This is a genomic window from Paenibacillus sp. J22R98 (assembly GCF_059383835.1).
The window spans coordinates 249,172-264,189 of record NZ_JBXENW010000007.1 but is presented as its reverse complement, the minus strand read 5'-3'; the positions used below and the strand labels follow the sequence as shown (position 1 = coordinate 264,189).

Annotated in this window: 13 protein-coding genes; all 13 read left to right on the top strand. The window is 51.5% G+C overall.

The window, feature by feature from the left end:
• Positions 1-154: 154 nt before the first annotated feature.
• A complete protein-coding gene (gene iolD / locus AC50Y3_RS20590; protein ID WP_494820598.1) occupies positions 155-2,020 on the top strand; it encodes a 3D-(3,5/4)-trihydroxycyclohexane-1,2-dione acylhydrolase (decyclizing) in 1,866 nt (621 codons plus the stop codon).
• 18 nt (positions 2,021-2,038) lie between these two features.
• Positions 2,039-2,947 (top strand): myo-inosose-2 dehydratase, encoded by a 909-nt coding sequence (gene iolE / locus AC50Y3_RS20585; protein WP_494820597.1) that lies wholly within the window; start codon positions 2,039-2,041, stop codon positions 2,945-2,947.
• An 8-nt stretch (positions 2,948-2,955) separates the two neighbouring features.
• A complete protein-coding gene (iolC, locus tag AC50Y3_RS20580; protein ID WP_494820596.1) occupies positions 2,956-3,966 on the top strand; it encodes a 5-dehydro-2-deoxygluconokinase in 1,011 nt (336 codons plus the stop codon).
• 42 nt (positions 3,967-4,008) lie between these two features.
• The gene (locus AC50Y3_RS20575) at positions 4,009-5,454 is read left to right on the top strand and encodes a CoA-acylating methylmalonate-semialdehyde dehydrogenase (protein ID WP_494820595.1); all 1,446 of its coding nucleotides are present in this window, start codon (positions 4,009-4,011) and stop codon (positions 5,452-5,454) included.
• A 16-nt stretch (positions 5,455-5,470) separates the two neighbouring features.
• Complete coding sequence (gene iolG / locus AC50Y3_RS20570) at positions 5,471-6,520, top strand: inositol 2-dehydrogenase (protein WP_494820594.1); 1,050 nt, start codon at positions 5,471-5,473, stop codon at positions 6,518-6,520.
• 18 nt (positions 6,521-6,538) lie between these two features.
• Positions 6,539-7,354 carry a 5-deoxy-glucuronate isomerase gene (iolB, locus tag AC50Y3_RS20565; RefSeq protein WP_494820593.1) on the top strand — a complete coding sequence of 272 codons (816 nt, stop codon included), beginning with the start codon at positions 6,539-6,541 and terminating at the stop codon, positions 7,352-7,354.
• 40 nt (positions 7,355-7,394) lie between these two features.
• Positions 7,395-8,411: a LacI family DNA-binding transcriptional regulator gene (locus AC50Y3_RS20560; protein ID WP_494820592.1), complete on the top strand. Its 1,017-nt coding sequence runs from the start codon at positions 7,395-7,397 to the stop codon at positions 8,409-8,411.
• Positions 8,412-8,542: 131 nt separating this feature from the next.
• Entirely contained in the window at positions 8,543-9,472 is a 930-nt protein-coding gene (locus AC50Y3_RS20555; protein WP_494820591.1) for an aldo/keto reductase, read from the top strand.
• The gene (locus tag AC50Y3_RS20550; protein WP_494820590.1) at positions 9,469-10,251 is read left to right on the top strand and encodes a sugar phosphate isomerase/epimerase family protein; all 783 of its coding nucleotides are present in this window, start codon (positions 9,469-9,471) and stop codon (positions 10,249-10,251) included. The genes AC50Y3_RS20555 and AC50Y3_RS20550 overlap by 4 nt, the downstream gene beginning before the upstream one ends.
• 42 nt (positions 10,252-10,293) lie before the next feature.
• Positions 10,294-11,004 (top strand): glycerophosphodiester phosphodiesterase, encoded by a 711-nt coding sequence (locus AC50Y3_RS20545; protein ID WP_494820589.1) that lies wholly within the window; start codon positions 10,294-10,296, stop codon positions 11,002-11,004.
• Between the two features lie 177 nt (positions 11,005-11,181).
• Positions 11,182-12,135 (top strand): ABC transporter permease, encoded by a 954-nt coding sequence (locus AC50Y3_RS20540; RefSeq protein ID WP_494820588.1) that lies wholly within the window; start codon positions 11,182-11,184, stop codon positions 12,133-12,135.
• Positions 12,136-12,222: 87 nt separating this feature from the next.
• Positions 12,223-13,971, top strand: coding sequence for an extracellular solute-binding protein (locus tag AC50Y3_RS20535; protein WP_494820587.1), 1,749 nt, complete (start codon positions 12,223-12,225; stop codon positions 13,969-13,971).
• A gap of 121 nt (positions 13,972-14,092) precedes the next feature.
• Complete coding sequence (locus tag AC50Y3_RS20530) at positions 14,093-15,001, top strand: carbohydrate ABC transporter permease (protein ID WP_494820586.1); 909 nt, start codon at positions 14,093-14,095, stop codon at positions 14,999-15,001.
• Positions 15,002-15,018: the final 17 nt, after the last annotated feature.

Below are 15,018 nucleotides of genomic sequence, written 5' to 3'. Positions count from 1 at the left end.
GGAGGATTCGCCAAAAATAGCTATTGAGATTTGCAATCATTTTTCGTAAAATAAGTTAAGCGCTTAATCTACTGTGGAATAGTAAGAAGAGCGTTATTTTTATACCATAAGGTATAGCGCTTAACCTTATTTAACTAAGGAGGAGTAAAGCATAATGAACACGGTTCGGCTTACGATGGCGCAGGCGCTTCTGCGATTTCTGGATCAGCAATACATCTCGGTGGACGGCGAGGAGATCAAGTTCGTTAAGGGCGTTATGGGCATCTTCGGTCATGGTAATGTAACCGGCATCGGGGAAGCTTTGGAGCATAGCGCAGGTGAGCTGGTTTACATACAAGGAAAGAACGAGCAGGGGATGGTTCATGCCGCATCCGCATTCGCGAAGCAAAGCAATCGCAAACAGATTTATGCCTGTACGTCCTCGATCGGACCGGGCGCTTTGAATATGATTACGGCCGCTGCAACCGCAACTGTAAACCGCATACCGGTGCTGCTGCTTCCGGGCGACAACTTCGCCAGCAGACAGCCGGATCCCGTGCTGCAGCAGCTTGAAGTTGTAAGCGATTACACCATCTCCGCCAATGAACCGTTCAAATCGGTCAGTAAGTACTGGGACCGAATCGTAAGACCGGAGCAATTGATGACGGCTGCCGTGCAGGCGATGCGCGTATTGACGGATCCGGCAGAGACCGGTGCAGTGACGCTGGCATTGCCGCAGGATGTGCAGGCGGAAGCGTACGATTATCCGATCCATTTCTTTGACCGTAAAGTGCATTATTTGGATCGTCGCCCGCCTGTGCCGGATGCGATCAAACGCGCGGTGAAGCTCATGGCAGGGAAGAAGAAGCCGCTGCTTATCGCCGGCGGCGGGGTATTGTATTCCTCCGCTTCGAGCGAGCTTGCTGCATTCGCTGAAGCATTCCATATCCCCGTTGCCGAAACGCAAGCAGGCAAAAGCGCCATCGCTTGGAACCATCCTCTGAACGTAGGCGCGATTGGGGTAACCGGTGCGCTTGCCGCAAACCAAATTGCGCAGGAAGCCGATCTCATTATCGGCGTAGGTACGCGCTATTCCGATTTCACGACGGCGTCCAAATCAGCTTTCGGTCATCCGGAGGTGCAATTCATTAATGTGAACGTGAGCGGATTCGATTCCTCGAAGCTGAACGGGGTGGCGATTACGGCGGATGCCAAAGAAGGTCTACTCGCGCTGCAAGCTGCACTCGAGGATGCTCATTATCAGAGTGAACATGATCTGAAGGAGATCAGGGCGATCAAGCAGGTGTGGGATGACGAAGTCGATCGGCTGTTTGCTATGGAGCATGAGCTTGGTATGGCGCAGACTCGGGCACTGGGCATCATCCAAGAGACGATTGCATCGAGCTCGGTTATCGTATGCGCGGCGGGAAGTCTGCCCGGTGATCTTCACCGGCTTTGGCGTCCGACCGAACCCAAAACCTATCATATGGAATACGGGTTCTCCTGCATGGGGTATGAGATCGCCGGCGCATTTGGCGTCGCTTTGGCTGAGCCGCACCGCGAGGTGTATGCGATTGTTGGAGACGGCGGCTACTTAATGCTTCACTCCGAGCTGGTGACCAGCCTGCAGGAAGGCCGCAAAATCACAGTGCTGCTGTTCGATAACCACGGGTTCCAGTGTATCCACAATTTGCAGAGAAGTCAGGGCAGCGACGGCTTCGGAAATGAATTCCGCTTCCGTTCTTCCGAGACAGGTAAGCTGACCGGCGCGTTTATGCCTATCGATTTCGCGGCACATGCGCGCAGTCTCGGCGCGAAAGCCTACAAGGCGAGCAACGAGCAAGAATTGAAGGAAGCGCTGCAGCTCGCGAAGCAAGAAACGGTGACTACACTCATCGAGATTCCCGTTGTGCCGGGCACGAACACAGGTGGCTACGAGTCCTGGTGGAACGTCGCTGTTCCCGAAGTTTCTGAGAGCGATAACGTCATTAAAGCAGGCAAAGAGATGAATGCCAAAATAAAGTCCATCCAACTCCTATAAGAGAGGGGCGATCAGCCTATGAAACAGTTGCCATTCCGATTAGGGATTCATCCGATTAATTGGGTTGGAGAGGATGTAAAGGAGCACGGTGACGATACGTCGTTCGAGCGGATCGTGGATGACATCGTTGCGCTTGGTTTGACAGGGACGGAGATGGGACGGAAATTTCCGAGCGATCCACAGGTGTTGAAGGATGAGCTGTCTCGCAGGGGAATTAGTTTGACGTCGCAGTGGAAATCGGTGCTCTTCTCTGATCCGGCATACCGCGAAGCAGAACTGGACGCCTATCGCTCGCATGCGGAGTTTCTGAAGGAAATGGGAAGCACCGTTATTAGCACCTGCGAGGCGGGAGGTTCATTGCACTTTGATCCGCGGCGTTCTCCAAGTGAGAAAGAGGTGCAGCGTTTAAGCGACGAACAGTGGAGGTCGCTGGCCGAAGGTCTGAATGCTGCAGGCGCGATTGCCAAGGAATATGGGTTGAAATTGACCTACCACCATCACGGAGGAACGGTTGTGGAGCGACCGGAAGAGATCGATCGCCTCATGGAACTGACTGATCCGGAGTTTGTCTACCTGCTCTTTGACACCGGCCATGCCTACTACGGGGGAGCAGATCCGCTGACTGTGCTGCAGAAGCATTACGACCGGATCGCTTATGTTCACCTGAAGGATATCCGGCCTCAGATATTGGAGGTAGCAAGAGCCGAGCAGGCGGACTTCATCACGTGCATTCGCAAAGGCGTGTTCACCGTACCGGGCGATGGCTGCATCGATTTTGGACCGATTCTATCCGAACTAGTAAAACGTAATTATAAGGGATGGGCTTTGCTGGAAGGGGAACAAGATCCCGCGCTGCATCCGGCCTATGAATATGCGAGGAATGCGCTTCAATACATCGATTCTCTGATTTCGGAAGAAAGAAGGTAATCTACGTCATGACCTATGTGTCCTTCAAGGCAGACAGAACCTATGACTTCACGGCAATTGGACGTCTCTGCATCGATTTGAATGCGAATGAGATTAATCGTCCGATGGAAGAGACGATGACGTTTACCAAATACGTCGGCGGTTCTCCTGCGAACATTGCAATCGGCATGGCAAGACTCGGACGCCAAACGGCGTTTATCGGTAAAATCGCGAATGATCAGATGGGCCGCTTCATCCTCTATTATTTGCAGCGCACCGGCATTGAAACGGAGCATGTTGTGACCGACCATACCGGCGCGGTTACGGGGCTTGCTTTTACAGAGATCAAGAGCCCTACCGATTGCAGCATTCTGATGTATCGCGACAACGTGGCCGATCTGCTGCTTGAGGCAGGGGAAGTCAGTGAGGCTGTAATCGCGGAGTCGAAGATGCTCTTAATCTCAGGCACTGCGCTTGCGCAGAGTCCTTCGCGGGAAGCGGTGTTCCAAGCGCTGCATTATGCGAAGAAACATGGAACCGTTATCGCCTTCGATCTGGATTACCGCCCTTATACGTGGACGTCCAAGCAGGAAACGGCTGTCTATTATAATCTGGCCGCTGAGTATTGCGACATCATTCTGGGCACGCGCGAGGAGTTCGACATGATGGAGGTGTTCGAGCAAAATCCGGAGCACAGCGACAGCGTAACGGCCTCCAAGTGGTTCGACTATAACGCGAAGATCGTCATTATCAAGCATGGCAAAGAGGGCTCCATCGCCTATACAGCAGACGACAAGAGTCATAGAGCGAAGAGCTTTCCGGCAAAGGTAATCAAAACCTTCGGTGCGGGCGACTCCTATGCCGCCGGATTCCTCCATGGCATCATGGAGGGCTGGACGCTCGAGCAGTGCATGGAATTCGGCAGCGCGGCTGCCTGCATCGTCATTTCGAGTCACAGCTGCTCCGATGCCATGCCAACCGAAAGCCAAGTGCTCCACTATATAGAAGACTGCAATAACGGTAAAATAACGGCCTCATAGTCGCCGCTGACAGACTGTTGATTACGAAAGGGGAATTCGAATATGACTCAAGTGTTGAACAACTGGATCGGAGGCAACTGGGTACCATCTGCCACTGCCGCACACGAGAATGTATATAATCCGGCAACGGAGGAAGTGCTGGCGCTAGTTCCGCTCTCGACCAAAGAAGACGTAGATCTTGCCGTTCGAACGGCTAAAGAAGCTTTCTCTGCTTGGAGCCGCACGCCGGTACCGCGCCGGGCTCGTATTTTATTCAAATATCAGCAGCTCTTGGTCGACAATTGGGAAGCGCTCGCCCGCCTAGTCACGCTCGAGAACGGCAAAAGCTACAGTGAAGCTTACGGAGAAGTGCAGCGCGGCATCGAATGCGTTGAGTTCGCCGCAGGAGCACCGACGCTGATGATGGGCAAACAGCTGCCTGATATTGCCTCCAACCTTGAATCCGGCATGTACCGTTATCCGGTCGGAGTGGTTGCGGGCATTACGCCTTTTAACTTTCCGATGATGGTGCCTTGTTGGATGTTCCCGCTTGCCATTGCCTGCGGAAATACATTTGTCATGAAGCCATCGGAGCGTACGCCTCTTCTGGCGAACCGTCTCGCGGAGCTGTTCCAGGAAGCGGGATTGCCGGATGGCGTCCTCAATATTGTTCATGGCGCGCATGAAGTCGTGAATGGAATCCTGGAGCATCCGGATGTAACTGCTGTGTCATTCGTCGGCTCCCAGCCGGTAGCCGAATATGTCTACAAAACCGCATCCGCGAACGGGAAGCGGGTTCAAGCGCTTGCCGGAGCGAAGAATCATTCGATCGTGATGCCGGACGCTGATCTGGATTTGACCGTAAAAGAGATCGTCAATGCGGCATTCGGCTCCGCCGGCGAGCGCTGCATGGCTTGCTCCGTCGTAGTAGCCGTTGGCGAAGTTGCGGATACGCTCGTAAACAAGCTGGTAGAAGCAGCGGATCGCATTACGATCGGAAATGGCATGGAAGAGGGGATCTTCCTCGGCCCCGTTATTCGCGGACCGCACAAAGAACGCACATTGAAGTACATCGAGCTGGGCGAGTCGGAGGGCGCACTCTTAGTACGGGACGGACGCAAGGATGCAGCATCGTCAGGTGAAGGTTATTTCGTCGGACCGACGCTGTTCGATGAAGTGCAGTGCGGCATGAAAATTTGGGAAGATGAGATATTCGCGCCGGTTCTGTCCATCGTACGCGTGCAAACGTTGGAGGAAGCGATTGAGGTGGCCAATCGGTCGGATTTCGCCAATGGCGCATGTTTGTTTACGAAGAGCGGCGCTAATGTTCGCCAGTTCCGCGAAACGATCGATGCCGGCATGCTGGGCGTGAATCTGGGCGTACCTGCGCCGATGGCGTTCTTCCCGTTCTCCGGCTGGAAGAAGTCGTTTTACGGCGACTTGCACGCGAACGGCAGCGACGGCGTAGAGTTCTACACGCGCAAGAAAATGATCACTACCCGCTGGTAAGAGGAGGCCTATCGATATGGAGAAGGGGAAAATCAAGATCGGCATTATCGGAGCAGGGCGAATCGGCAAAATACATGCCGACAATCTGCTGCGGATGCCTCAAGTGGAAGTCATCGCAGTGAGTGATTTATTCGCCGGTCCCGAGCTTGAGGAATGGGCGGCACTCCGAGACATTCCACTCGTGACGAAGGACAGCGGGGCGATCATTGCCCATCCGGATATCGATGCCGTGTTTATCTGCTCTTCGACGGACACGCATGTGCCTCTCATTAAGCAAGCGGCACTGGCAGGCAAGCATATCTTCTGCGAAAAGCCCGTCAGCATGGACATCAGACAGACGCAGGAAGCCGTCCAGACAGCGAAACAGGCAGGCGTTAAGCTGCAAATCGGGTTTAACCGGCGTTTCGATCATAACTTTCAACGGATCAGCGAGCATGTGCAGAGTGGCACGATAGGAACTCCTCATATCGTCAAAATCACCTCGCGAGACCCGAATCCGCCGCATAAAGACTACATTCGCGTATCTGGCGGCATTTTCATGGATATGATGATCCATGATTTCGATATGGCCCGTTTCGTGAGCCGTAGTGAAATCGAAGAGGTGTCCGCACATGGGGGCGTGTTGATCGACCCCGTATTCGATGAATACGGAGATGTTGATACGGCGATTGTAACGCTGAAGTTCGCGTGCGGGGCGATGGGCGTCATTGATAACAGCCGTCAAGCAGTATACGGATACGATCAGCGGGTCGAGGTATTTGGCTCCAAAGGCGCGGTAGCCGTGACGAATGATTATCCGAATTCAGCGGAGATCAGTACGGCAGAAGGCGTGTTCCGCGATAAACCGCTGCACTTCTTCCTGGAGCGGTATCAAGAGGCTTATCGAGCCGAGACTCGGATCTTTATCGATTGTATCCGGGAGGATCAGCCTGTTCCTGTCAGCGGTTCCGATGGACTGCAGGCTGAGCTGGCAGCACTTGCCGCCAAGTTATCGCTGCTGCTGAAGCGGCCCGTTAAAGTCGCGGAAGCCACGCAGCTTGCGGAGCAGCATTCGATCTTTATCTAGGAGGGGAGATAGGCGACGATGTCGAATTTAATTATTGCGCCGGCTGATCAACCGGATCACGAAGGTAGTATAATGAGCATTACACCGGAGTCGGCAGGCTGGCGTTATGTCGGTTTTCAAGTCATCCGGCTGGAAGCGGGTCAAGCCTATCGGCGTGATACCGGTGATCGAGAAGTATGCCTTGTCCTGCTCAGCGGGAAAGCAGATGTGACAACGCGGTCGCACGAGTGGCTCGCGATTGGCAGCAGAATGGATATATTCGAACGAACGCCGCCCTATTCGGTCTATGTACCGAATGATGATAAATACGAGATTCGCGCAGTAACGGATGTGGAAATCGCCATTTGTTCCGCTCCCGGTCATGGCAATCATGAAGCACGGCTGATTGAGCCTGCGCAAGTCGGCGTGGAAACACGCGGTTATGGCAGCTTGGAACGGCAAATTCACAACATTTTGCCGGAGCAGCAGTCTGCTGACAGCCTTCTGGTTGTTGAGGTGTTCACGCCTAACGGACATTGGTCCAGCTATCCGCCGCATAAGCATGATCAAGATGCGCTGCCGGCGGAGTCGCTGCTGGAGGAAACCTATTATTTCCGGATTCAGCAGGAGAGAGGATTTGCGATCCAGCGCGTTTACACGGACGATCGTTCCTTGGATGAGACCTTGGTCGTCAAAGACGGGCAAGCGGTGCTTGTACCGAAAGGTTATCATCCGGTTTCCGCGCCTCCTGGCTATGATTGTTATTATTTGAATGTAATGGCCGGTCCGGTTCGCACATGGAAGTTCCACAACGATCCGGATCATGAATGGATTATGGTCAACCCGAATCGCTAACAGAATGGCATTCGGCATAGAAGCAGGAGGAGTTACAAGAGTGAAAGCAACGATTTACGACGTAGCACGAGAAGCCGGGGTTTCCATAGCGGCCGTCTCCCAAGTCATTAACGGGAAAGGGAAAATCAGCGAAGAGCGCCGCGCTTCGATTATCAGCGTCATGGAACGGCTGAATTATAAGCCAAGCCTCATCGCCTCCGCATTGACCGGCAAGAAAACGTATACGCTTGGGCTGCTCATTCCGGATATCTCCAACCCCTTCTTCGCCGAAATCGCCCGGGCCGTGGAAGACCAGGGAGATGTGCACGGTTATAGCCTGGTCATCTGCAGCACGGATAACAAAGACGAGCGGGTCGAACGGTATTTGGATTTGCTTCAACAGAAGAGTGTCGACGGTATTATCATCGGCACGGGGATGGATAGCGGGGAGCTCCTGGATAAGCTGCTCAAGAAATCCATACCGTTCGCGCTGATTGCGAGGGAGTTGCCTGGTCATGATCTCGCAGCCGTCGTCGTTGACGATTATGAAGGCGGCCGAATGGCGGCTCGCCATTTGCTCGGATTAGGGCATACCCGGATGGCCGTTCTTGCCGAGCACCCGAAAGTAATCAGCTCGCGGGAGCGGATTCGCGGTTTCCAAGATGAAGTCGTCGAAGCAGGCATGCAGCTGCCGGAGTACATGGTGAAAATGAGCGGTCGCGACTTAGTTAGCGACGGCAGGCGCAGCGCTTCAGAGCTGCTTCGCTATGCGGATCGTCCGACGGCCGTGTTCTGCTGCAACGATCTGCTTGCGATTGGCGCGCTGCAGGCAGCGAAGGAGATAGGCGTTCGCGTTCCGGAGGAGCTGTCGATTGTCGGCTTCGACAATACGATATTGGCTTCCGTTACGGATCCATCTCTGACGACGGTTTCGCAGCCGACCGAGCAGATGGGGCAGCTTGCGGTAGACCTGGTTCTGAATAAGAACAAAGCAGGCATGCCGGGAGAATCGAAGCGAATCATGCTGAAGCCGGAGCTTGTTATTCGGCAATCGACCGGGAGGCCAATCTCCCTCTAAGCGATTAGATCGTCCGGTCAGATGCTTAGTGCTAAATATTCAGTCATAGCCCCATTCAAGGGGCCAGTGACTCTGCTTTCTGGTATCGCTACCAGATATAATTGTGCATTTGCATAAGGAGGACATGATCAATGAAGTTCATGGAAATCAATGGCGTTCGTCTGTCCCGGCTCATTATGGGAACCGGCGACTTAAGCAAGCTGAATGGAACGGACATGTTGGACACCTACGTTGCCGCAGGTGGAACGACAATTGACACCGCTCATCAATATAGACGCGCCGAGACCATTATCGGGCAATGGATGACGGAGAAGGGAAACCGCAGCCAAATGGTCATTATGAGCAAAGGTGCTCACCACAATGACGGCAGCCCGGGGCCTCGTGTCAATGCGGAAGCGATCCGCAAGGATTTGTTCGAAAGCCTTGATCGATTAGAAACCCATTATATCGATTTGTATGCTCTGCATCGGGATGAACCGGGAACGCCGGTCGGACCGATTATGGAGGAGCTGAACCTGCATCTGAGCGAAGGCCGAGTACGGGCGATCGGCGCGTCTAATTGGACGCATCAGCGCATACAGGAAGCTAATGACTATGCGCAGGCGCATGGTTTATCCGGATTCATGTTCAGCAGCACGAATCTGGCTCTGGCGGTAGCGAATGAGCCAAGATGGGAAGGCTGCGTGTCGGCGGATGAGCAGGCCAGCCAGTGGCATGAACGTCATCAATTGCCTCTGCTTGCTTGGTCTGCGCAAGCAGGTGGCTTCTTTACAGGGCTATTCTCTCCCGAAGATCGGTCGAATGCGGAAATGGTTCGCGTCTATTATAACGAGGACAATTGGAAGCGTTATGAGAGAGCGAAGAAGCTCGCGGCAAGCAAAGGCGTTACGGCGCTGCATATTGCCCTTTCCTTTGTACTGAATCGTCCGTTCCCAACGGGTGCCATCATCGGTCCGCGCAGTGATGCGGAGCTGATGGATTCCGTGAAAGCGATGGAGATTGAACTCACAGAAGCAGAGCAGGAATGGCTGGATCTGAAACGAGAGGAGCTCACGGTATGAGAGAGAAGCTGGCAGCCCAGCTATATACGGTAAGAAATGAATTGAAGAAGGACTTTCCCGGTACGCTTCGCGAGCTGAAGAAGATGGGCTGGCAAGCGGTGCAAATCGATGGCTTACATGGGAATGATCCGCGCGAAATCGCAGCAGTGATGGATGAGCTTGGCCTGCAAACCGCCGGGATGCATGTCGGCTTGGAGCGAATGAAACATGATTTGCCGGCCGTATTGGAAGAAGCGAGATTATTCAAGACAAGAGACTTCATCTGCCACTCGCTGCCCGATGAACTCATGAACCCGGACGGTTATCGAAGTGTACGGGAAGCGCTGCGCCAAGTTGCAGGTCAAGTAAGTGCGATGGGCTTCAGGGCCGGCTATCATAATCATGATTTTGAATTCCATACCTCCATGAATGGCCAATACGCGCTGGACTATGTGCTGGAGTTGGATCCGGAGAGTCCGGTCTACGCGGAAATCGATACGTATTGGGTGAAGAAAGCAAATGTGGATCCTCTCACGTACATTCAACCATACGCCGGTCGTATGCCTATTCTCCACTTGAAGGACATGACTGCTGACGAAAGATGTTATTTTGCTGAGGTTGGCAGCGGAATTATAGACTTTGTACCGATCATCCAGTGGGGAGAAGCGAGCGGCGTAGAATGGTATGCCGTTGAGCAGGATTACTGTCCGGGCAGCCCGCTAGACAGTCTGGCTTTAAGTCTCGAGAATTTGCTTCGCATGGAGCCGGCAATCAAACGTGCCGTAAACAAACACGCATAGCGGGATGAAGAGAGTCCAATCATGAAAAGGAGCAGATTCAAGATGCGCAAACCATTAACCGCAGCCCACACGGGCTGCGGCATTTACCCGGATAACACGTTAGCTTCATTCTTCGAGGCGATGGAGAGCGGTGCCCATATTGCAGAAGTGGACGTACTTGTGACACTTGGAGGCACAGCGGTACTCCTGCATGATCATTCGCCGGCTCTGCTGACCCATACCTATGAGGAATTGAATGCTCCTGAAGTGAGAAAATCACTTTCGCCTGTTTATATCGAGCATGAAATTGCGACTCTGGAACAGATCCTACGCCTATCGGATTCGCGCGAGATGCTGCTCAATTTGGATTTGAAAGCAAGCGACGCGATCGACTCGACAGCTAAGCTGATCTACCAGTTTGCTGCGCAGAAACGCGTCTTTATAACGGGAGCATCAGATTCGATGGCTGCGAAGTACCCGGATATAAGAGTCATGTACAACACACCTGACGTTTGGACGGAAGGGAACGGCGAGCACTATGTCGAGTTCGCGGATTCCGTATGCCGGAAAGCGCAAATAGGCGGTTATGCAGGGTTGAACATGGAGAGCTCGACATGCCGCCAAGAAGTGGTTGATCGCGCCCATGCCGCGGGACTGCTGGTTTGGGTGTACACCGTTAACGATCCGCAAGAGATGAAACGACTGATCGCATTAGGCGTAGATGCCATCACCACGCGGGTTCCAAGGCAACTGTTAAGTATTAATGAAGAGTAGAAAAACGTGTAGCCATATTTGAAATTAGTTGCTATAATAAAACCAATGGCAACGCTTACTTTCCGTTTTATTGGAAAGTAAATTTTTTAGCCGTTTCTGGTATCGATACCAGAAAATAGAATCAACAAGCACATCATGAATTAGCCATTTCTCCGAAAAGAAGGTGATTCCCGACTCATGGCCAATGTCTCGACGACTTCGCAAGTGAAGCTGAGAAAACCCAGAGCTACTTTGTGGAAAAACATTATGCTGCATCGGTACTTGTATTTCATGCTACTGCCTTGTCTCGTGTTCTTCATCGTCTTCTCGTATATTCCGATGGGCGGCTTGTTGTTGGCCTTTAAGGAATATAAGTTCAACAAAGGCATACTCGGCAGCCCTTGGATCGGTTTTGACTATTTCGTAACCTTCTTCAACTCCTACCAAAGCAAGAGTCTTATCGAAAACACGCTTATTATCAGCAGTATGAAGCTGTTTCTGTACTTGCCTTTCCCCATCGTGCTTGCCCTTATGTTTAATGAAGTTCGCAACAAATGGTTCAAGAACGTGTCGCAGAGCGTGCTTTACCTGCCGCATTTCCTGTCCTGGGTCGTTGTTGTCGGTTTGATTCAGCGAATTCTCGCGCCGGACACCGGCTTGCTCAATCAATTCATTGCCAATATGGGCGGCGACGGTAGTATCTTCTATATGATGGACCCCAAGTACTTCTATCAAATCATGTTCGGCAGTCACCTGTGGAAATCGATTGGCTGGGACTCGATCATTTATATGGCAGCGATTTCAGGTGTTAACCCTGATATGTACGAAGCGGCTAAGATCGATGGTGCCGGCAAGCTTCGGGAGATCTGGAATATCACACTCCCATCCATCATGCCGACTGTCGTTATTTTGTTCATCTTATCGCTTGGAAACATTTTATCCGCCGGTTTCGATCAGCTATACTTGCTGCGAACGCCGGGAAATATGCAGCTTTCCGATATCTTAGATACTTATATCATTCGCGTCGGCTTACAAGGCGGTCAATATGGCTATGCAACCGCTGTTGGTTTACTGCAAGGGCTTATCGGACTAATCTTAGTCGTACTGGCTAATCGGCTATCTCGTAAAGTATCAGACACCTCACTATGGTAGCGCTACCATGTTTTAGAAACGCTCTGATGATGGTGGAAACGTCAATTGACGTATTCATAAAAAAATCGAACTAAAGGGGAAAAACGCATGAGCAGAAAATGGACGAAGTTTTTAGCGATTCCTGTTATGGTTTCCATGCTACTCGCAGGTTGTTCCAACAATAACGGCGGCAACAACACGAGCAATGAACCTGCTGCAAACAGCAATACCGCTTCAGACAGCAATGCCACTGCTACAAATGCACCTGAAGGAAAGCCGGCAACATGGATTGCAGACCGTAAGATTAAAGGCCTCGTGTTCATGGGAACCGACGATTACACCGAAGATATGAACCCTGAAATCAAAGCCCAAATTAAAGAGAAAACCGGCATTGATTTCGAAATCGAAATTATGAAAGCGGAGCACTCCATTGATGGTCTGATTGCAGGACTTGCGGCGAACGATCTGCCGGATTTCGTTGCTTTCTATCTCAATAACAGCGGACGCCCGGAAATGCCGGTCGTTCTGAAAGCGGCTCGCGAAGGCATGTTCACTGATTTGACTCCTTTCTTCAAGGACTCGAAGGTGTACAGCAAGTACCTGCAGGATGATTATCTGCCAATGGATACTAAGTTCGGCGTTATGTTCCGTCCGGAGTTCAACGGCTCGGCATACTTCGCTCATATGAACATTCAGCGTGAAGGCGGTCAAGTGACTTGGAAAGGCGTTGGAGGACCTTACATCCGTAAGGACATCGTAGACGCTCTTGGTATTGATCCGCGCACCATTACATCGACAGATCAGCTCTATGATTTGGCGAAGAAAATTAAAGACGGCAATTTTAAAGACAAGAATGGCGGTCCGGTTACGCCAATCGGTCCATCTTACTGGGGCGGTAAAGAAGTCGGAGCCTTGTTCAATGATCTGGAGTGGGGCGCAGACGACCAACGCATTAAGCAAACGAAAGACGGCAAAATTCTGCACGAAGCCCAAACTGAATTTGCTATGAAGAAAGTAGATTACGTACAGAAGCTAATCAAAGAAAAATTAATTCATCCGGAATTCTTCACGATCGACGAAAGCCGCGCAACGGAAGGCGCATTAAACGGCTCATGGGCGATTATCGCCGATACGCACAGCTACCAAGAATACAACCAAGACATGCATTATGTTCCGCTTGGTCCAATTAACCAAGTAGATGGTCCTTATCAAATGCAAATTTCCTATAAATCCGGCTACTCCGCATGGGCAATTCCAACTACAACCGAGAAACCGGAAGAGGTTGTTAAGTTCGCCGATTTCCTTGCAAGCCGCGAGGGCAAGCTGCTTTGGAAATACGGGATTGAAGGCCGTGACTACACACTCGACGACAAAGGCAACCCGCTCGTGAAACAAGAAGTCATAGATTTGAAAGCGAAGGATCCTAACGAAGCGAAAAAACTTGGCTTTGGCGGCGTAGGCAACAACTGGGGAGATATCCTCGGCAGCACAGACAACGATAATAAAGCGGATTTCGGCGAAGATAACTATGGCGATAACGCAAATTCAGGTCTGTTCCCGGCTGTAGAGCAAATCGCAACGTACTGGAATTTCGATGAGAAGGTTAAGAACGGCGTTGTATCCGATGCTTACCAGCCGAATTCGTTCATTGGCGAGTTTAGCAACGGCGGAGAATTGAAAACCGCACTTGATAATTACAACGACAGCTTGATTCAAGCCTATTACAGCAAAAGCCATGATGAAGCGAAGAAGATCCTGGACAATGCCCTGAAGCAAATGGAAGCTTCCGGCTTGGACGATTACTTGAAGCTTCTTGCTGAGAAGAATGCAGATCCAAAAACGAAGGTAAAGCTATAGCATCTGCCAGCAGCAAATGATTACCAGATGGTTAGGCGGTTTTATCCGCAGCCCGGATAAAGCCGCCTTTCTATTATAGTTTCGGAGTGCGGTTTCTTCGAGGTGTAGAGGAGGGAAGATCGTGAACGAATTTTATAAGATCAGCCTAGGTGAAAGAGTGTTCCGAATCATTAATTATATCCTGATTGTCCTCTTGTGCTTGTCTATCATTCTTCCATTCCTGAACATATTTGCACTAGCATTTAACCCGGGCAAAGACGCGGAACGTGGCGGCATATTCTTCTGGCCTCGCATCTGGTCGTTCGAGAACTTCATGAAGGTATTTGAAGCTTCTAATATCGCATCCGCCTTCGGGATATCCATCTTCCGCACCGTGGTCGGTACTGTCTCCAGCGTATTTATGACGGCTATGGCCGCTTATGCCCTAAAGAGCAAAACACTGCCGGGCGGGAAGTTCTTCATGATGCTCATTTTCTTTACGATGCTGTTTGGCGGAGGCATCATCCCATACTACATGCTGCTCAAATCGATTCATTTAACGAACAACATTTGGGTGTATGTTATTCCAAGCTTATACAGCGCATGGAACTTGATCATCATTCGAACCTTCTTCCAGCAAATTCACCCGAGTTTAGAAGAGTCGGCGCGAATTGACGGCTACAATGACTTTGCCATCTTTCTGCGCATCATTATGCCGCTCAGCCGGCCCGTTATTGCCGTTATTGGTTTGTTCAACGCCGTAGGACATTGGAATGATTGGTTTACCGGTGCATTCTTCGTTCGCAAAGCCAGCCTGCGTCCGTTATCGACGCTGCTTCAGGAAATGCTGACCAGCGCCGAGGCGATGCGCGACACGCTGAATCAGGCTGCTGGAACGACCAAATACGAGCTGCTCGACAAAATCCAAATTACCGGTAATTCGCTGAAGATGGCGACCATTATTGTAGTGGTGGCTCCGATCATTATCATTTATCCTTTCGTACAGCGTTATTTTGCAAAAGGCATTATGATCGGTTCGATGAAAGAATAGCGGGAAAGAGGGAGAAA